Source organism: Amycolatopsis azurea DSM 43854, from assembly GCF_001995215.1.
Classification (GTDB): domain Bacteria; phylum Actinomycetota; class Actinomycetes; order Mycobacteriales; family Pseudonocardiaceae; genus Amycolatopsis; species Amycolatopsis azurea.
Genome location: NZ_MUXN01000005.1, coordinates 81,574 through 99,790, shown reverse-complemented (window position 1 = coordinate 99,790; position 18,217 = coordinate 81,574). Strand labels below are relative to the sequence as shown.

The window sequence follows — 18,217 nt, the reverse complement described above, 5'->3', positions numbered from 1 at the left end:
CCGCACTCTCATTTTGCCTTTTCCTTCGTCTCGATGGGATCACGGATTAAGGAGTGGGATGGCGGGTTCAGCCGATCGGCTGTTGCGCACGGTGATCGCGCTCGATCGTCCCCGCTTGATCGCGCTGGTCCTGAGCGCGCTCGCCGGGACGGCGTCCGGGCTGCTCCTGCCCGGCGCGCTCGCGGCCGCCGTCGACGCCGTCGTGGCCGGACGTCCCAGCTTCCCCGAGGTCTCCTGGTTGATCGTCCTCGGCGTCACCCAGATCGCCGTCACCCTGATCGGCGGGATCGTGACCGCGCGGATGACGAGTTCCGCGACGGCCTGGCTGCGCCGTCGGCTGGCGGACCGGTACCTCGCGCTCGGCACCCGTTCGAAGTTCGCCGACGGCGACGCGATCAGCAGGCTCACCGGTGACTGCACCGGCGCCGGACTGGTCGCCTCGGTCGTCGTCCAGCTCGGGTCGACCACCGTGATCTCCGTCGGATCCATCGTCCTGCTCGCCTCGATGGACTGGCGCCTCGCGCTCGTCTTCCTCGTCAGCATCCCGTTCGGCCTGATGCTCGCGCGCACCCATCTGAAGAACACCGCCGACGACGTCCTGACCTATCAGGAGGTGTCCGGCGAACTGGCGGCGAGGATGGTCGACGCCGTCGCCGGGCTCCGCACGATCGCCGCGTCGGGCACCGCCGACCGCGAGGCCGAACGCGTGCTGCGGCCGCTGCCGAAACTGAGTCTCGCCGGCCGGGGGATGTGGCGGACGCAGGCGCGGATGGTGTGGCGGTCCGGTCTGCTGCTGCCCGCGGTGGAACTCGCGGTGCTCGCGGCCGCGGGTTTCGGCGTGATGGAGGGCAGGCTGACCGTCGGACAGGTCCTCGCGGCGCTCGGCTATGTCGCCCTCGGCATGGGCCTGGTCACCCAGATTCCTTTGCTCACCACACTTTCCCGCGCGCGGTCGTGCGCGCGGCGGATCAACGAGGTACTGGACTCGCCGGTCCCCGAGCCGGGCGATCTCGGCGTCGTCCCGGGGCGGGGCACGCTCGAACTGCGCGGCGTCACCGTCGATGGGGCGCTACGGGACGTCGACCTGCTCGTGCGCGGCGGCAGGTTCACCGCGGTCGTCGGGCGGTCCGGCTCGGGGAAGTCCGCGCTGGTCAACGTCCTCGGTGGACTGCTCACCCCGGACGAGGGGACGGCGACGCTCGACGGCCGTCCACTGGAGAAACTGCGGCCGTACGAACTCCGCGCCGTCGTCGGGTTCGCGTTCGAACGGCCCGCGCTGCTCGGCGCGACCATCGGCGACGCCGTCGGCTACGGTTCGTGGGCGGGGGAGGCCGCCGTGCGCGGCGCGTGCCGGTCCGCGCAGGTCGACGACCTGATCGTCCGGCTGCCGGACGGCTACCGGACGCCGCTTTCGGAGACGCCGCTCTCCGGCGGGGAGGCGCAGCGGATCGGGCTGGCGCGCGCGATCGCGCACGCGCCGCGGGTGCTCATCCTCGACGACGCCACCGCCAGCCTCGACACGGTCACCGAAGCCGCCGTCGAGGAGGCGATCGAACGCACGCTGCCCGGCCGGACCCGGGTCGTGGTGACGCATCGCGCGGCCACCGCGGCGCGGGCGGACACGGTGGTGTGGATGGAAGACGGCAAGGTCCGCGCGGTCGGCCCACACCCGGAACTATGGCGAAAACCGGCGTATCAAGCTGTTTTCACCGAGGGTGAGCAGTGAGCGTCTGGGGGCTCTACCGCTCGGCGCTGGCCGGGCAGTGGAGAGGCGGGCTGGTCCTGCTGGCCTGCTCCGTGCTGGAGAGCGCGCCCGCGTTCTTGTCCGGTCGCCTGGTCGAGCTCGCGGTTGACGAGGGGTTTGCCGCGGATCGGCCAGGCACCGGACTGCGTTGGCTCGCGGTCTTCGGCCTGGTCGCCGTGATCGGGGCGTTCGGGTCCCGGCTGGTGTGGCATCAGCTCGGCAAGGTCGTCGAGCCGTTGCGCGACGCGCTGGTGACCGCCGTCGTGCGCGGGGTCCTGCACGATCCGTCACCGCCGCGGAACCAGCCGGACGCCAGCGGCGTCGCCCGCATCACCCAGCACGTCGAGGTGGTCCGCGACGCCACCGCAGGGCTCCTGGTGCAAGCGCGCGCGATGGTCGTGACGACGGTGGCCGCGCTGGCCGGGTTGTTCACCGTCGCCGGTTCGCTGGCGCTGATCGTCGCGATCCCGGTGGTGGTCGCGGTCGTCGCGTTCGCCTGCCTGCTCCCGTCGCTGGCCCGTCGTCAGCGGGCGCTCGCGCTGGCCGACGAACGGACCGCCGAGGTCGCGGGCGCGTCGCTGTCCGGGATGCGCGACATCGTCGCCTGCGGCGCGGAACCCCTTGCCGCCCTTGATCTCTACGACGCGGTCGACACCCAGGCCAAGGCGGCCGTGCGGGTGGCGCGGTCCGGGGCGGCGCGGGCGGTGGTGATCGCGACGGGCGGGTTCGTGCCGCTGCTCCTGGCGTTGCTGGTGGCGCCGGGCATGGTCAAGGACGGCGTGCTCACCGCGGGCGCCGCGCTCGGCGCGCTCGTCTATCTGGCGACGACGATGCAGCCGGCGTTGCGGGGCCTGGCTTCGACGGCGAGCACCGTCGTGCTGCGGCTGATCGTCGCGTTGCGGCGGCTGGCGGAGACCGCGGAGGCCGAACCGGAGCCCGACGGCACGGCCGAACCCGACGGGACCGCGATCTACGTGCGCGACCTGACTTTCAGCTGGGGGGCGGCGGCGCAACCGGTGGTCCGCGGTCTCGACCTGCACCTGCGGCCCGGCGAGCGGCTCGCGGTGGTGGGGCCGAGCGGGATCGGCAAGTCGACTTTGGCCGGGCTCCTGACCGGGATGCTCGAACCGCAGGCGGGCCGGGTGCTGCTCGGCGGGGTCCCGGTCCGCGAGGTCCCGGCCGCGCTGCGCCACCGCATGGTCGCGCTGATCCCGCAGGAGGCCTACGTCTTCGCGGGGTCCGTGCGGGACAACGTCGGGCTGTTCGCGCAGACCGCGATGGACGGTGAGCTGCTGGCCGCGGTGACGGCCGTCGGCGCGGAACCGCTGGTGACGCGGCTGGGCGGACTCGACGGCGAGATCGGGCACGGCACGCTGTCCGCCGGTGAAGCGCAGCTGATCGCGCTCGCGCGGGTGTACGCGAGCGACGCGGGCGTCGTCGTCCTCGACGAGGCGACGTCGCATCTCGACCCGCCCGCCGAAGCCCGCGCGGAACGGGCGTTCGCCGAGCGGGGCGGGGTACTGGTGGTGATCGCGCACCGGCTGACGTCGGCGTTGCGCGCGGACCGGGTCCTGGTGATGGACGGCAAGGAGACCGCCCTGGGCACCCATCTCGAACTCATGGACCGGTCCACGCGCTACGCCGAGCTCATGCACGCGTGGTCGCCGCGGTTACCCCAGCCCAGCGCGCAGTTCTTCGAGCGCGCTCCTGAGTAGACCCTCGACGGGGACCGGGCGCCGGGATTCGCGATCCACGAAGACGTGCACGAAGTGCCCCTCGGCGATCACCGTCTCCTTCGAGTACATCCCGACCTCGTAGCGGACGCTGGACCGGCCGAGGTGTCCCACCCGCAGGCCGACCTCGAGTTCTCCCGGGAACGACACCGAAGCGTGGTACTTGCACTGCGATTCCACGCACAGCCCGATGACGCCGCCGGTCTCGATGTCGAGCCCGCCGCGTTCGATCAGCCACGTGTTGATCACGGTGTCCATCACCGAGTAGTGGACGACGTTGTTGACGTGCCCGTAGACGTCGTTGTCCTTCCACCGCAACGGAACGGTCTGCCAGTGCGGGTATTCGGCGTTCACCACAGCGTCACCGATTCCCGGAGGATCGAGGCGAGGTCCTCTTCGGACGCTTCACGCGGCGCCGTCGCCAGCAGTCGTTGTTGTTTCACCGTGCCGGAAACCAAGGAGTCCACATCGGACTCGGAGTAGCCGACGGCGCCGATCCCGTTGGGGATCCCGATCTCTCGCATGATCTGCCGCAGCACCGCGGGCAGGTGGTCCCGCAGATCGCCGGGCCATTCGAAGTCCGGCGCGAGCAGCCGGGCCACCCGCTCGTGCCTGTCCGGAGCGGCGTCGAAGGTGAACCGGAACGCCGCGGGCGCGGTCAGCGAGACGGCCATCCCGTGCGGCACCATCGCCTCCTCGCCCGGATACCCGGCGGGGTGGAACTCCCGCACTTGCCCGGCGATCGGGTACGCGTTGGCGTGCGGGATGTGCACGCCGGCGTTGCCGAAGCCGAGCCCGGCGAACGTCGCCGCGAGCGCCATCGCCTCCCGCGCCTTCAGGTCCGAGCCGTCCCGCACGGCCGCGGGCAGCGCCCACGACAGCAGCCGCAGCGACTGCTCGGCGAACATGTCCGCAAGCGGATTCGAGCCACAGTAAGGAACCCGGTCCTCCGGTCGCTTCCGGTCGAACTCGGTGTACGGCTTGGCCGTGTAGCTTTCCGCGGCGTGGCAAAGGATGTCCATCCCGCTCGCGGCGGTGACCTCCGGCGGCTGCGAGACGGTCAGCCTCGGGTCGACCACGGCGAGGCTCGGCCGCAGCCGGAGATGGCTGATGCCGCTCTTCACCCGCAGTGACAACACGTCCAGCACGCAGACCGTGGTGCTCTCCGAGCCGGTACCGGTGGTGGTCGGGACCGCGACCAGCGGTTTCAGCGGCGCGCTCGGGGCGCGGCCGCCGCCGACCGGCGCGTTGACGTAATCCAGCAGATCGCCGTCGTTGCTGGTCAGCAGGTTCACCGCCTTGGCGGTGTCGATGGCCGATCCGCCACCGACGGCGACGAAGGCGTCCCACTCGCCCTGTCCGCGGGCGAAGTCGACGGCTTTGCGCATGCTGACGTCGGTCGGCTCGACGTGCACGCCGTCGAAGACGACCGCTTCGATGCCGTAGCCCTCGATGCCTTCGGCGATCCGCTGTGGCCAGCCCGTCGCGGCGACGTCCGCGTCGGTCAGGACGAGTACCCGGCGGGCGCCGTACTGCGTGAGGTCGTAGCCGATCTCGTCACTCGATCCGGTGCCGTATTTCAGGGCCGGGGCACCGTAAGTGAAAACTGTTTCACGTCCGGCGGTGGTTGAGGTCACGTTTTCGTGCTCCCTTGCTCGAACACGTTCCGATTTCGGACATTCCACCGCTCCGGGATTGCCGGAATCGGAAGATCGCTTGACGGCACCGATCATCGCCCGCCTAAGCTAATCCCATTAGATACCAACCGGGAGCGTCCGTCGCCCAGACGGCCGTGCGGATCCTGACCGAGGCGCAGATCCACCGCGTGTACGCGGTGGTGGGTGAATCCTTCCTGGATCTGCTCGACGCGCTGCAACGCGAGCGGTCGATCACCTTCGTTTCGGCGAGGCACGACTCCGGCGCGGCCTTCATGGCCGAGGCCGAAGGCAAACTCACCGAGCATCCGGCGGTGCTGCTGGCGGGCCGCGGTCCGAACGCGGCGAACCTCGCGATCGGCGTGTCCACGGCGTACCAGGACGAGAGCCCGATGGTCGTGCTGCTGGAGAACCCGCCGTCCAGCCCGGGCCCGACCAGCGAACTGCCCACCGCGGACCTGACCGCGATGTTCGAGCCGATCGCCAAGTGGACCGGCCGCGCGGAATCCCCGGACGAGGTCCCCGGCCTGCTGGTCGAAGCCTTGACCCGCTGCCGCGAAGGGCGGCCGGGGCCCACCGTCGTCGCCGTCCCCGCCGACTTCTGGGGTGTCCCGTTCGATTCGGCCAAACCGGTCGCCGCCGTCAAGGTGCCCGTCACCGGCGCGCTCGGCCGCACCGCCGAGGCGGTCGCGCAACTCGTCGACGAGGCCCGCTACCCGGTGGTGATCGTCGGCGGCCGGGCCCGCGCGGCGCGCGACGAGCTGATCGCCGTCGCCGACGAACTCGCGCTCCCGGTGTACAACGCGTTCCGCCGTCAGGACGCGTTCCCCGAGAACCACGCGCGCTACGCCGGCCACCTCGGCATCGGCATCCCCGCGCGGCAGCTGGACGCGCTGGAGCGCGCCGACCTCGTACTCGCGCTGGGCACGCAGCTCGACGAGGTCACTACGCAGTCCTTCCGCTACCCGACGCCGTCGCAGACGCTGGTGCTGGTCGGCACCGGGATCGAGCCCGCCCGGCGCGGCGGCCTGACCTTCCGGGTCGACTCCGAGGTCGAGCCGTTCCTGCGGGAGCTGCGGGACGTCGCCTCGCCGCGGACCCGCCGCGCGTCGGCCGCGAACGCCGCCGTGCACACCTTCATGACGCCGCCCGACACCAGCGGCGCCACCCGCGTCCACCCGGCCGACGTCATCCGCGCGGTGCGCAAGCTCGCGCCCGAAGACGCGATCGTGACCAGCGACGCGGGCAACTTCGCCCAGTTCATGCACCGCTACTGGTGTTTCACCGCGCCGCGCAGCCAGCTCGGCCCGAGCAACGCGGCCGTGGGCTACGCGGTTCCCGCGGCGGTCGCGGCGAAACTCGCCGAGCCGCGCCGGACGGTGATCGCGATGGTCGGCGACGGTGGCGCGCTGATGACCGGGCAGGAGATCGAGACCGCCGTCCGCTACCGCGTGCCGGTGACCGTCCTGGTGTTCCAGAACGGGCTCCACGGTCCGCTCGCCGTGCGCCAGGCGCGCAAGCACGGACGGCTGTCGGGCGTCACCGTCCCCGTCACCGACTTCGCGTCGTGGGCGCGCGGGCTCGGCGCCGCCGGATACACCGTGGACGACCGCGAGGAACTGGAGCCGATCATCGCGAGCGCGCTGGTCCGGCAACGGCCCTGCGTGATCGACATCAGGACGGATCCGGACGTGGTGACCCCGGACATCCGGCTGACGAGCCTGCTGGGCGCCGCCAGGCCCCAGCAGGGCCAGCAGTAGGGACACGGTTTTCTCAGGGGATACACAGAAACCCTTGTGACGCCGCCGTCACCTGCTCCAAAGGGTGGGAAAGCGATGACGACTCGGCCGACTTTCGGTCGCGGAGACCGGATTTTGTCGGTCGGCCGTGGCACAATCGCCCGCAACACCGAGAGTCCGATATGGACCGGACGATCACCGGTGGGGTTGTTGGCACGCAGGGCGTCACGTCCTACTACGAGCATTGTGTTGACACTGGGAGAAAACATGGCTGACGAGACGAAGCCACAGGACAAGTCCGTTTCCGGCGTGGTGCCGGTGCTGTTCAGCGCGGACGCGGAGACCCACGACATCGCCGTCGTGGCCACGAACCGGGAGGCGTTGCGCCGTTCGCCGTTCGGCGCCGAGGTACCGCTCCGGGCGGCCAGCGGCGAATAGCCGGGCGGAAGAGGGTCGGGCGGAAGAGGGTACAGTGCGGCCGCGCACACCAGGGTGAAGGCGCTTGTCGGCCTGCGTGCGGTGTGCTTTACTGCTCCAGGTCTCGATTTTTGTGTTCGTGTTGGTTCACGCTCGCAGAACTCAGCGGGCGTAGTGTCTCCTCGTGTTTCCGGGGAAGCAAACCGTCTGGTCATGACCCGGGCTGCCGACGTGGCTTCCTGTTTGTTTGTGTTGCATATGGAGATTTTATGACTCAGGGCACTGTGAAGTGGTTCAACTCCGAGAAGGGGTTCGGCTTCATCACTCCCGACAACGGCGGCGGCGACGTCTTCGTGCACTACAGCGAGATCAAGGGCAACGGCTTCCGTACCCTCGAGGAGAACGCCCGCGTGGAGTTCGAGATCGGGCAGGGCGCGAAGGGTCCGCAGGCCACCTCGGTCACCGTGATCTGATCCAGGTTTTCCAAGCAGGGCCGCCATCCCCTCGGGGAGGCGGCCCTGCTGCTTTTCCCGGGTCCGTCGCCCGCCGAACTGACCAAAATGGCCGCGTTCGCACAGCGAGTCGCGATGCAACCCCGTGCAACTCTTTCTTTCGCGGCCCGGACGTCGTTTCCTTGTAGGGACTTGGTGCGGCAGCGGAGGACATGTGGGCGAAGCGGTTGCGGGGATCGTGGCGAACCCCGCTTCGGAGCGTGACATCCAGAGCCTGCGCTCGGCACTCCGCGTGGCCGGGGTCGGCCGGGTGATGGTCTGGACCGAGGCGGGGAAGATCATCGGCACCGTCCGCCGGATGGTGGACGCGGGGGCGAGCGTGATCGTCTGCCTGGGCGACGACGGCCTGATGCGGGCCGCCGCGGCCGCCTGCGGCGACGTCCCGCTGCTCATGCTGCCCGTCGGGACCACCGACGAGTCCACTGTCGCCGGGCTCGCCGCCGGCCTGCTGGCCACCCACCAAGTGGACGCCGACCTGGTCACGAACCGTGCGACCATCCTCGAAGTCGTCACGAAGGCCCGCCGTGAGATCGCGCTGACCGACGTCAGCGTGTGTTCGGAGAGCCGGTGGGATCCCGCGTCGCTGACCGAGCTGTACTGCACGTTCGCCGTCCCGGACGGGGTCGGGCTGTCGAGCATCCCCGGTCGCCTGTGCCCGAGTCCGAAGTCCACTGTGGACGGTGTCGCGGTCTCGCTCGGACCGGTCGACGAGACGCCGTACGTCGTGCAGGCGCCGATCGCGCCCGGCGAGGTCCGGTCGGTCGGCGTCCGGGGCTGGAGCGTGCTGCATCCCGGGGTCCGCGTCGACCTCGCCGCCGTCGGCGGCTCCATCGCGCTGGACGGACAGCCGCACTTCGTGCTCAAGCAAGGAGAGAGCGCTTTCGTCGAGCTGAAGCCCGACGGTCCGTGGTGCGTGGACGTCCGCGCCGTGATGGCCGAGGCCACCCGGACCGGTCTGCTGCTGGGACGACGGCCGAAGGGCGCCTTTCCCGCGTCCCACCTGGCGGACGCGCCCTTCACCGGGTAAACCGCGCCCAGGTCACAGAGGCCTTCCGAACGCCGGGATCGCCGGGCACACTGGCCGAAACGGACCAGAGGAGTAGGCCAGGTGCAGCTGGAGGCGGCGTTGCCGGTCGGCGCGGATCCGCGGCGGCACGCGCTCGCCCTCGCCAAGGTGCACGCGGCCGCGCTCGCCGGGACCACTCTCCCGGGTCACCCGCGCGCGGTCATCGGCGCGTCCTGGCGGCGCATGCGCCGTCTCGGCCTGGACCCGGAACGCGGTGCCCCCGTGCCCGCGCTCGCCCCGGAACAGCTGGAGGCCCGCCGTCGCCAGAGCGGCCTCGCCGCCGTCCTGCCCGCCCTGCGCGGCGGCCTGATCAGCCTCGCCGAGCAGGCCGCGCACATCATGGCCGTCGTCGACGCCGACGGCCGCGTCCTCTGGCGCGACGGCAGCACCGCGGTCCGCCGCCGCGCCGACGCGCTCGGGTTCGTCGAGGGCGTCGACTGGCACGAGAACTCCGCCGGCACCAACGCCATCGGGACGGCGCTGGTCGCCAGACATCCCGTCCAGGTCTACTCCGCCGAGCACTACGTCCGTAACCAGCACGACTGGACCTGCGCCGCCGCTCCGCTCCACGATCCGAGGGACGGCAGGCTGCTCGGCGCCGTCGACCTCTCCGGCCCGGCCTCCACCGTGCATCCGACGACGCTGGCCCTGGTCGACGCGGTCGCGAAGCTCGCCGAAGCGCATCTGCGCACCACTCATCTCTCGGAACTCGAACGGCTGCGCGGCCTGGCTTCGCCGCTGCTCACCAAGCTGAAGGGCCGGGCGGTCATCGCCGACCCGCACGGCTGGGTCGCGGCCTCGGCGGGCTTCGTCCCGGTCGGCCGGATCGCGCTGCCGAACGACGCGACCCCGGGCCGGACCTGGCTGCCGACGTACGGGAACTGCCTGCTGGAGCCGTTGCCCGGCGGCTGGCTCGTCCGGGTCGCGGACGAGGAGGACGCGCCGCCGACCCGCGTCGTCCTCGACCTCAAGTCGTCGCGGGAAAGCACGCTGCGCGTCTCCGGCGCGGCGGGCACCTGGGCGCATCGGCTCAGCCCGCGGCACGCGGAGATGCTGTACGTCCTCGCTCTCCACAGGGAAGGAAGGTCGGCGTCGGAACTGTCGCTCGACCTCTTCGGCGACGCCGGCCGCACCGTCACCGTCCGCGCGGAGATGTCCAGGATGAGGCGGCATTTCGGCGGGATCCTGCTGGCCAGGCCGTACCGGTTCGACGACGGCGTCGAGGTCGTCGTCGAACGGCCCGCCGACGGGGGCGAGGTCCTCCCGTACTCCGTCGCGCCCGCCGTCCGCGCCTGAAACCTCCACCCCCCGGCTCAACCCGGCGACGGTCCCGGTCCACCCCTCGGCGTGCCTAACGTTCGAGCCATGGGAAAAATGAACGCGAAAGGCCTGTTGGGGCTGGTAGTGGTAGGTGTCGTCGTCCTGCTGGGGTTCCTGGCGTACCGCCTGATCCTGGTCGAGATGATCACGCGGCTGAGCGATCACTGAGGGGGCACATGGGGAAGCGGGAAAGGCCGCTGCTGCCGGACACGATCGCGCCGAGCTGGCTGGTCGTCCAACTGCTCGGCACGGCCGCGGTCGTGGTGGTGCTGCTGACCGCACGCGAGTCCAGTGCCTGGATCTGGGCGGCGTACGGCGTCTGCGGGGCCTGCTGGCTGGGCTTCGTGGCGGCCTCTCCGCGTTTCCCCCGGGTGGCGACCGTCCTGCTCGCGGTGGCGAGCGTCGCGCCGTCGATCGCGCTCGGCTGGGCGGAGGACTCCTCCGCCATCGTGCTGGCGGTGGTCACGGTCAGCCGGTTCGCCACCCTGACCGAGCCGTCGGTGGCCGCCATTCTGGGGGTGGTGGGGCTCGACGCGAGCCTCGCGGCGGTCACCGGCCTGGTCGCGGGCGCGTCCGAACCGCTGGTGTTCGGCAACGTCGGCGTCCTGCTCGTGCTGATGCTGCTGGGGCTGAACCGGCGGCAGTACGAGGTGCAGGCGTCACAGGCGGCCGCGCTGCTGGAGCAGACCAAGCTGGCGCAGAGCGAACACGCGCGGGCCGCCGCGCTCGACGAGCGCACCCGCATCGCCAGGGAGATCCACGACGTCCTCGCGCATTCGCTGGGGGCGCTGGGGATCCACCTGGAGGTCGCCGAGGCGCTGCTGGCCGAGAAGTCCGATGTGGACGGTGCGCTCGGCAGGATCCGGCTGTCCCGCCGGTTGGCGGCGGACGGGCTCGCCGAGGCGCGGGACGCCGTCGCGGCCCTGCGCAGTGACGTCCCGTCGCTGGCCGAAGCCTTGCGCCTGCTGGCGGAGGCGCACCACGACGAGGTGTCCTACGAGGTCTCGGGGGAGCAGCGGCCGCTGCCGTCCGCCCAGGTGGTCTCGCTCGTGGGGGTCGCGCGGGAGGCGTTGACCAACGCGGCCAAGCACGCCTCCGGGCGAGCGGTGTCGCTCCGGCTGCTCTTCACGCCGTCGGAGGTCCGCTTGCGGGTGTGGAACGAACTCGGCGACACCGTCCGAATGGAGGAGTCCGGCGGGTTCGGGCTCACCGGGATGAGGGAGCGGCTCGCGCTCGCCGGTGGCACGCTGACCGCGGGCCCGGACGACGGGAGCTGGACGGTGGAGGCGGTGGTGCGGGCGTGATCAGGGTGGTCGTGGTCGATGACCAGCAGGTCATGCGCGAAGGGCTCGTCGCGTTGCTCGGGCTGATCGACGGGGTCGAGGTCGCCGGCTCTGCGGGCGACGGGCGGCAGGCGCTCGACCTGCTCCGGCACACCGCGGCCGACGTCGTGCTGATGGACCTGCGCATGCCCGTCCTGGACGGGGTGGCCGCGACCAGGCTGCTCAAACGCGATCACCCGGAGGTCGCGGTCGTCGTCCTCACGACTTACGCGGACGACGCTTCGATCGCCGACGCGTTGCGAGCCGGAGCCCGCGGCTACCTGACCAAGGACGCCGGCCGCGCCGAGATCGGCGCCGCCGTCCGCTCCGCCGCCAACGGGCAAGCGATCTTCGCCGCCGAAGTGTCCGACAGGCTCGTCGCCGCGCTCGAATCGAGAACGGTCACCCGGGCGAAGGCCGAGTTCCCGGACGGCCTCACCGCGCGCGAAGCGGAAGTGCTCGGCCTCATCGCGCGCGGCCTGTCCAATCCGGAAATCGCCGCCGAGCTGTTCATCGGCGAGGCCACCGTGAAAAGCCACATCAACCACACTTTCGCCAAGATCGGTGTGCGCAATCGTGCGGAGGCCGTGCGGTACGGCCTGGAAAAAGGCCTTTGACCCTGCCCGGAGATCACGTGCCGATGACACACGCCGGTGTCACTGGCTGCGCCGATCCCGACTCGGATACCTTCTGTGCGGGTAGAGCCAATGGGGAGGATCGGCGATGACGAGCACTGTGACCCGGCCGGGGCCACCGGGCAACCCCGCGCCGCCCCCTGCGCCGGAAGGCCGCAGCGGGATCGCAGGGCTGCTCGAACTGCCGGGGAACGGGATCCGCGCGATCATCCGGTCCGCGGCGACCACGCCGGGCAGACTGTCGGTCATCGCGATCGGGCTCGTCCTGCTGTCGCTGGTCGCGGGCCTGTTCGGCGCGCTGGCGGCGCAGGACAAGAAGGACACGATCAACGGCCTGATCGACCACCGCGAACCCCTCGCGGCCGCCGCGCAGCAGGTCTATCGCGCGCTTTCGGACGCGGACGCGACAGCGGCCAGTTCGTTCCTCTCGATCGGCACCGAGCCGCTCCCGATGCGCCAGCGGTACGAACGCGACGTCGCGGAGGCCGGTGCAGCGCTGGCCAAGGCGGCGTCGGACTCTTCCGGCGTCGACGAAGCGGCCGAGCAGATCAACACCCTCGGTCGTGAGATCCCTGTCTACACAGGACTGATCGAGACGGCGCGCACCTACAACCGGCAGGGTTTTCCCGTCGGTGCCTCGTATCTGCGTGAAGCGTCCGAACTGATGCGGGCGAAAATCCTTCCCGCCGCACAGGATCTGTACCGCATCGACACCGACCGGCTCGCCGCCGAACAGGACGATGCGACCGGATTCCCTTGGCTGGCAACGGCTTTGCTGCTCGCCCTGCTCGCCGCGCTGATCGTCACGCAGGTGCACCTGACCCGGAAGACCAACCGGCTGCTGAACGTCGGGCTCGTCGTCGCGACGGTGTCGGTGGTGGTCGCCCTGCTGTGGGGCGCGGTGGCGCTGGTCGTGCAGAGCAGTCTCGTCGGCAGTGGCGAGGAAGACGGTTCGCACCAGGTCGACGTCCTCGTCCGCGCCCGGATCGCGGCGCTCCAGGCACGAGCCGACGAAACGCTGACCCTCGTCGCCCGCGGCGACGGCGCGGCGTACGAAAAGGACTTCGGCGATCTCGCCGCGCAACTCGGCGGTACGGACGGTCAGGGTGGCCTGCTGGGCGAGGTCCGCGGCCTCGCGGCGGGTGGTGCGGCCGCGGACAAGGTGGACGCGTCGATCCAGGCGGCGTCGGCGTGGTTCAAGGCGCACCGCGAAGTGCGGCGCCTCGACGACGACGGCTTCTACCAGGACGCCGTCGACACGGCCATCCGCGACGACAAGAAGGACGGCGCGGCCGGGGCGTTCCTGCGGCTCGACGAGAACCTGGTGGCCGCGATCAACGTGGGACGACAGGAATTCCTCGACGACACCCGCGGCGGCGAACGCGCGCTGACCCTGCTCGCGCCGGGGATCGCGGTGCTGGCGCTGATCGCGGCGGCGGGGGCCGCCTTGGGAATCCGTGAACGGCTGAGGGAGTACCGGTGATGCGGAACGGTCTGCGAACGGCCGTGCTCGGCGCGGTCTTGGTGCTGGCGACGGCTTGCGGCAGCGCGGGAGCGCCGGTCGACCCGGCTCCCGCCGGCGACGTCGCGCCGCCGCAGCCCGCCAACGTCGGCGGTGCCGACAACGCGGGCGGTGGCGGGACGGCGGACACGAGCTGCAACCCGTTGGCCAGCCTGCGGCCGACCAACGGCACGTCGATCACCAGTGGCTCGACGATGGCGAAGATCAAGGAGAACGGCAAACTCGTCGCGGGCGTCGACCAGACGACGTTCCTGTTCGGTTTCCGGAATCCGACGTCGGGCCAGCTCGAAGGTTTCGACATCGACATGGTCAACGAGATCGCGAAGGCGATCTTCGGCAGCGCGGAAGGCCGCGTGCAGTTCCGGGCCATCCCGTCGAAACTGCGGGAAGACGTGCTGGAGAAGAAGCAGGTCGACATCGTGGTCCGGACCTACAGCATCACGTGCAGCCGGCTGAAGAAGGTCGCTTTCTCGACGGCGTATTACCAGGCGGGGCAACGGATCCTGGTCGAATCCGGATCGAAGGTCACCCAGCTCTCGGATCTCGGCGGCCGGCGGGTGTGCGCGACCAAGACGTCGACTTCGCTGACGAAGATCGCGGCGGATCCCTCGAAGCCGGTGCCGGTCTCGGTGGACAACTGGTCGGACTGCCTGGTGATGTTGCAGCAGAAGCAGGTCGAGGCCGTGTCGACGGACGACGTCATCCTCGCCGGGATGCTCGCGCAGGACCCGACGCTGAAGATCGTGGGGGACCGGTTCAGCGAGGAGAACTACGGCATCGGTGTCCCGAAGGGGAACGAGGACATGGTGCGGTACGTGAACGCCGTGCTGGAGAACGTGCGCGGTGGCGCGTGGCAGACGAGCTACGCGAAATGGATCGGGAACAAGCTCGAAGGCGGGACGCCGCCTTCGCCTCAGTACAAGTGAGAACGGGCCGTTCGGGATTCGCTCCCGAACGGCCCGTCTTTCAGGACTTCTCGCCGATCACCGGCGGCACCGGCTTCATTTCGCCGTCGTAGCCGCCGAACAAGACGTCGGCGTCTTCCTCCTGCAGGTAGTTCGGGGCCTTCTTTTCCTTGTCCTCTTCCTTCTGCCCCTTGCCACCCGGACCGCCGGCCCCCATCGGGCCCTGGCCACCGCTCTTGCCCGCGGCCGCCGCGCCGCCCCGGGTGATCCGCTCCTCGGGCAGCTTGCCCGACCCGGACCCGCCGCCCTTGCCCGCCAGCTTCTCGGCCTCACCGGCCGAAACCTTGCCGCCCGCGAGCCGCTCGGCGACGTTGCCCGATCCGCCGTTGCGCCCGAACCCGCCGCCTCCACCGCTCGTCAGACGGCTCGCCGCACTACCGCCCGGCCCGCTCGGCGTCCGGCCGGGCTTGCCGCGGTACTGCTCGCTGCCCAGCCGTCCGAGACCGGAAGGACCGGGACCGTTCATGGCCGCCAGCCCCGGCGTCGGCCCGGGCCGGAACGACCCCGGCGGCCCGCTGAGCGGCTGCCCCGGATTCGGCACCCCGGTGTGCCCGCCGCCCGTGGTGATCCCGGGCCCAGGCCCCGACGTCGGCCCAGGCCCGCCTGTGTAGCCCGGCCCGCCTGTGTAACCCGGCCCGCCCGTCTGGCCCGGTCCTGGTCCGCCACTGAAGCCCTTCGCCTCGGTACCCCCGGAAAACCCGGACGCCGTGGTCGAATCGCCCATTTCCGGCGGCGGGGCGAAGGTGGGCTGCTTGGAATTGACGTCGAAGAGCGACTGGTCGTAGGTGTGCATCACCTGCGCGGCCTGCTGGTGCGCCTGGAACGACTGCTCCTGCTTGGCCGAGATGTTGCCGACCGTCTCCACCGCGCCCGCGAAGTTCCCGCTCCCGAGCTGCTGCAGCGCGTTCTTGTACTCGGCGTTGCGATCGAAGGGGACCTCTTCGGGCATGGAGTTCTTCGCCGCGGTGGCCGCGGCCGCCGACTGGGAGAAGCGGTTGGACGCGAGGTAGGCGCCGTCGCCCGCGGTGTCGGCCCACTTGCTGACGTTGGAGAAGAAGTCCGTGACGGCTTTGGCGCCGTCTCCCTCCCAGTGTTCGCCTTCCTTGCCGATCGCGGCTTTGACGGCGTTGCTGAAGGTGTTCAGGGAATTGCCCTGGTTGTTCCAGAGCTCACCTTTACGGTCGACGTCTTCGGCTTCGAGATTGTCCGTCACCATCCGCCTGAGATCACCATGTGCGACAGCTTCATAACGTTGCTCAGACGGCGAAAGGCCGGTTCGGAACTGCTGTCCCTGCGAGAGTGACGCGGCTTGCTCTGCGGAGTACTGGCCCGCCTGCTGTTCGGCAGTCAGTCTCGCGGTGAGGGAGTTGCCACCGGGACCGGCGTTGACCTCGTCGTAGGTTTCGGAGTAGCGCTTTCCTTCGTAGGTGCGGCCGGTCTTGCCCAGCGCAGAGAACTTGCTGTCGAAGTCGTCTTGCCCGATATTGACCATGGTCCCTCCCCGTTCCGCAGTCAGTTGCCTCTAGGCAGTTTCGGCTCAGCGGCTTCTGCGATCTCCCGGGAGAGCGCGCAAGCTTCTTCGTTCGTACCCTCGTTCAGGCCGGTAGAAGCTGTCAGACGAGAGCCCGAGGTAACTGCGACAGCCACGGTGCAGGATTGAGTACCGGCATCACCAGGGATTTCGACAGCATCCCGATTGCCGATTTTCGTCGGGTTCTTGGTCCCCTGACCTGCGGACAGCTGATCGATTCCCGCCTCTGCGACGAGGTAGAGCCGTGCGGAGCCGTAGCGCTTCTTACGCGTCGCGCAACCATTGTTGCTTTCGGCTTGCTCCGCTGCTGGAGGGTCGAAGCCCTTCGCCGAGGTCGTCGGTTCAAGGAGGTCGCAAGCTTTGAGATCGCCGAACACATTCCCCGAGGTAGAACCAGAGGGCGACGAGGTCGGGTTCACGGGCGGGCTCGGCGCCGGCGTCGCCACACCCGAGCGTTCAGGCGAGCAACCGGCTGCCGCGATAAGCAGCGTGGCAGCCAAGGCGATGAAACTTTTCTTGATGACCATCAAATGTCTCGTCAGTCCTCGTGAAGTTGCTTGAGCTGATCGGCGCCCCCGGTGTCCTGCTCCCGGTATTTCTTTTTCGCGGTCTCAATGGCTTCTTTGGCGCGGTTGAGAACGTCGCGCAGGGCGTCCAGCTGCGTTTTGGCGGATAGCTCGTCACCGTCTGCGACGAGTACGGCATGATCGCCGACCTGCTGTGCGTAGGGGCCGTTCCCCAACTTCGGCTTTTCGGCGAGCCGCTGAAACTCCGGTTGGTTGAAAGTCCAGTCATCGATGTAGTCGTCGATAGCGGTCTTCAACGCTTCCCCTGCCTCTTCGCTGACCTTGAATTTCCCCTCCTTCGCAGCCGTCACCATCGCGTCAGCCTGCACCGAGAAGTCGCCCAGCATCTTCGAGAAGTCGCCCGGTGGTCCGCCGGTTCCGACAGTCATGGTCTCTCCCCTGTACCAAGTCCTGGTTACTCGTAGCGCTCGTCAGATCACGATATCAGCGGAATCGGCCTCGAAGGCCCTCCTCTGGTGAGGATCACGCTCTGCCCATGCAGGGCGGCTTCGACGAGGTCGTGGATCCATCGTGCCAGGTGAGAGCTGGTCGTCAGGGGTGGAGCTTGTGGCGTCCCGGTGAGGGTGGGTTGCTTGGAATCGACCTTGGTGAGTGACCGGTTCTAGATTTCTCGTAACCATGGTGCGTTCGCTGTCTGGTTCCTGGGCAGCAGTGCGGCGATCGGCCGCACCTGGGCGACAGGCTTGCTGGTTCGTCTCCCCAGTAAGCATTACGCTGGTGCTTCTTCCAAAATCTGGGATCTCGACGACGTCGGCCGGAGGTAGCGCTGGGCTGGGGATCTTCGGCAGCAGTTCTTCGCGGTGGTGGCTACGGCCGTGGGCCGGGGGATGTGGTCGGGCGAGAGGCTGGGCGCCGTCTCCGGCGGTCGGTTCACTCGTCTGGGTGCTTGAAGAGCCCAGTACACGTCCTCGATCACCTTCTCGGTGAGTCGGTCGCCGCGGGACCCTTCGTGATCCGTTCAGTTCCCTCTTGGCAGCTTGGGCGCGATCTGCTCGGCGATGGCACGGGCATCGCCTTTGCCGCCGCTCCCGGGAATCTCAATGGCGGCTCGCGCATCGATCTTCGTCGGTACGAGTTGGCCACCGTCCGGCTTCATCACGGAGATGCCCGCGTTCGGTATCAGGTAGGCGGCGACAGTTCCGTATCGGGGTTTGAGCGCGCCGCAACCGTTCTCGCTTTCATAGGTTTCGACTTGGACAGGGTCGAAACCCTGGGCCGAAGTCATCGGCTCAAGAAGGTCGCATGCCTTCAAATCGGCGAAAATGTCCTTCGCCGATTCTCTTGACTCTTGCACGTTCAACGACGATGTCGGTGCACGGACCGGGGAGTCCTTGCCAGCTACGGTGCACGCCGCGAGAGCTGAGACAGAGACGACGGCCATGGCGATCGCCGAGAGCCGCCCTGACATCAAGATCTTGGCCGCGCCCAAACGAAGCCTTGTGGGCAGGCTGTTCGAATCATTCGTCATG

The 18,217-nt window shown here is 69.5% G+C and carries 18 protein-coding genes; 12 read left to right on the top strand and 6 right to left on the bottom strand.

The genetic code is table 11. From position 1 onward, the window contains the following. Positions 1-58: 58 nt before the first annotated feature. Positions 59-1,726, top strand: a complete 1,668-nt coding sequence (locus B0293_RS08340; protein WP_005163360.1) for an ABC transporter ATP-binding protein — start codon at positions 59-61, stop codon at positions 1,724-1,726. After that, positions 1,723-3,459 carry an ABC transporter ATP-binding protein gene (locus B0293_RS08335; RefSeq protein ID WP_005163362.1) on the top strand — a complete coding sequence of 579 codons (1,737 nt, stop codon included), beginning with the start codon at positions 1,723-1,725 and terminating at the stop codon, positions 3,457-3,459. The genes B0293_RS08340 and B0293_RS08335 overlap by 4 nt, the downstream gene beginning before the upstream one ends. On the opposite strand, the gene B0293_RS08330 is transcribed toward B0293_RS08335, so the two are convergent. Continuing rightward, the gene (locus B0293_RS08330) at positions 3,415-3,834 is read right to left on the bottom strand and encodes an acyl-CoA thioesterase (protein WP_005163364.1); all 420 of its coding nucleotides are present in this window, start codon (positions 3,832-3,834) and stop codon (positions 3,415-3,417) included. The two genes, B0293_RS08335 and B0293_RS08330, sit on opposite strands and share 45 nt — an antisense overlap. Beyond that, complete coding sequence (locus tag B0293_RS08325; protein WP_209437330.1) at positions 3,828-5,114, bottom strand: hydroxyacid-oxoacid transhydrogenase; 1,287 nt, start codon at positions 5,112-5,114, stop codon at positions 3,828-3,830. The genes B0293_RS08330 and B0293_RS08325 overlap by 7 nt, the downstream gene beginning before the upstream one ends. Positions 5,115-5,230: 116 nt before the next feature. Here B0293_RS08325 and B0293_RS08320 point away from each other — a divergent pair, with 116 nt between their 5' ends. The 10 genes from B0293_RS08320 to B0293_RS08285 all read left to right on the top strand — a co-directional run bounded on the left by B0293_RS08320 (position 5,231) and on the right by B0293_RS08285 (position 14,591). Beyond that, positions 5,231-6,892 (top strand): thiamine pyrophosphate-binding protein, encoded by a 1,662-nt coding sequence (locus B0293_RS08320; RefSeq protein ID WP_280620911.1) that lies wholly within the window; start codon positions 5,231-5,233, stop codon positions 6,890-6,892. Positions 6,893-7,138: 246 nt separating this feature from the next. Continuing rightward, positions 7,139-7,309 (top strand): hypothetical protein, encoded by a 171-nt coding sequence (locus tag B0293_RS43650; protein WP_005163371.1) that lies wholly within the window; start codon positions 7,139-7,141, stop codon positions 7,307-7,309. Between the two features lie 248 nt (positions 7,310-7,557). Continuing rightward, positions 7,558-7,761 carry a cold-shock protein gene (locus B0293_RS08315; RefSeq protein ID WP_005163378.1) on the top strand — a complete coding sequence of 68 codons (204 nt, stop codon included), beginning with the start codon at positions 7,558-7,560 and terminating at the stop codon, positions 7,759-7,761. Between the two features lie 193 nt (positions 7,762-7,954). Then, positions 7,955-8,827 carry a diacylglycerol kinase family protein gene (locus B0293_RS08310; RefSeq protein ID WP_005163380.1) on the top strand — a complete coding sequence of 291 codons (873 nt, stop codon included), beginning with the start codon at positions 7,955-7,957 and terminating at the stop codon, positions 8,825-8,827. Between the two features lie 81 nt (positions 8,828-8,908). Then, a complete protein-coding gene (locus B0293_RS08305) occupies positions 8,909-10,162 on the top strand; it encodes a GAF domain-containing protein (RefSeq protein WP_005163382.1) in 1,254 nt (417 codons plus the stop codon). A 69-nt stretch (positions 10,163-10,231) separates the two neighbouring features. Then, positions 10,232-10,354, top strand: coding sequence for a hypothetical protein (locus B0293_RS44675; protein ID WP_005163384.1), 123 nt, complete (start codon positions 10,232-10,234; stop codon positions 10,352-10,354). Between the two features lie 8 nt (positions 10,355-10,362). Next, the gene (locus B0293_RS08300; protein ID WP_005163387.1) at positions 10,363-11,490 is read left to right on the top strand and encodes a sensor histidine kinase; all 1,128 of its coding nucleotides are present in this window, start codon (positions 10,363-10,365) and stop codon (positions 11,488-11,490) included. Then, complete coding sequence (locus tag B0293_RS08295) at positions 11,487-12,125, top strand: response regulator (RefSeq protein WP_005163389.1); 639 nt, start codon at positions 11,487-11,489, stop codon at positions 12,123-12,125. The genes B0293_RS08300 and B0293_RS08295 overlap by 4 nt, the downstream gene beginning before the upstream one ends. A 106-nt stretch (positions 12,126-12,231) precedes the next feature. Next, on the top strand, positions 12,232-13,626 hold the full coding sequence (locus B0293_RS08290) for a hypothetical protein (RefSeq protein WP_039919155.1): 1,395 nt from the start codon (positions 12,232-12,234) through the stop codon (positions 13,624-13,626). Next, complete coding sequence (locus B0293_RS08285) at positions 13,626-14,591, top strand: glutamate ABC transporter substrate-binding protein (protein ID WP_039919156.1); 966 nt, start codon at positions 13,626-13,628, stop codon at positions 14,589-14,591. Before B0293_RS08290 ends, B0293_RS08285 begins: the two co-directional genes overlap by 1 nt. Before the next feature lie 40 nt (positions 14,592-14,631). On the opposite strand, the gene B0293_RS08280 is transcribed toward B0293_RS08285, so the two are convergent. The 4 genes from B0293_RS08280 to B0293_RS08265 all read right to left on the bottom strand — a co-directional run bounded on the left by B0293_RS08280 (position 14,632) and on the right by B0293_RS08265 (position 18,216). Further along, positions 14,632-16,122 carry a PPE domain-containing protein gene (locus B0293_RS08280; RefSeq protein ID WP_005163400.1) on the bottom strand — a complete coding sequence of 497 codons (1,491 nt, stop codon included), beginning with the start codon at positions 16,120-16,122 and terminating at the stop codon, positions 14,632-14,634. A 20-nt stretch (positions 16,123-16,142) separates the two neighbouring features. Further along, positions 16,143-16,688, bottom strand: coding sequence for a DUF3558 family protein (locus tag B0293_RS08275; protein WP_077241273.1), 546 nt, complete (start codon positions 16,686-16,688; stop codon positions 16,143-16,145). 11 nt (positions 16,689-16,699) lie between these two features. Next, entirely contained in the window at positions 16,700-17,116 is a 417-nt protein-coding gene (locus B0293_RS08270) for a hypothetical protein (protein WP_005163401.1), read from the bottom strand. Positions 17,117-17,706: 590 nt separating this feature from the next. After that, positions 17,707-18,216 carry a hypothetical protein gene (locus tag B0293_RS08265; RefSeq protein ID WP_077241272.1) on the bottom strand — a complete coding sequence of 170 codons (510 nt, stop codon included), beginning with the start codon at positions 18,214-18,216 and terminating at the stop codon, positions 17,707-17,709. Position 18,217: the final 1 nt, after the last annotated feature.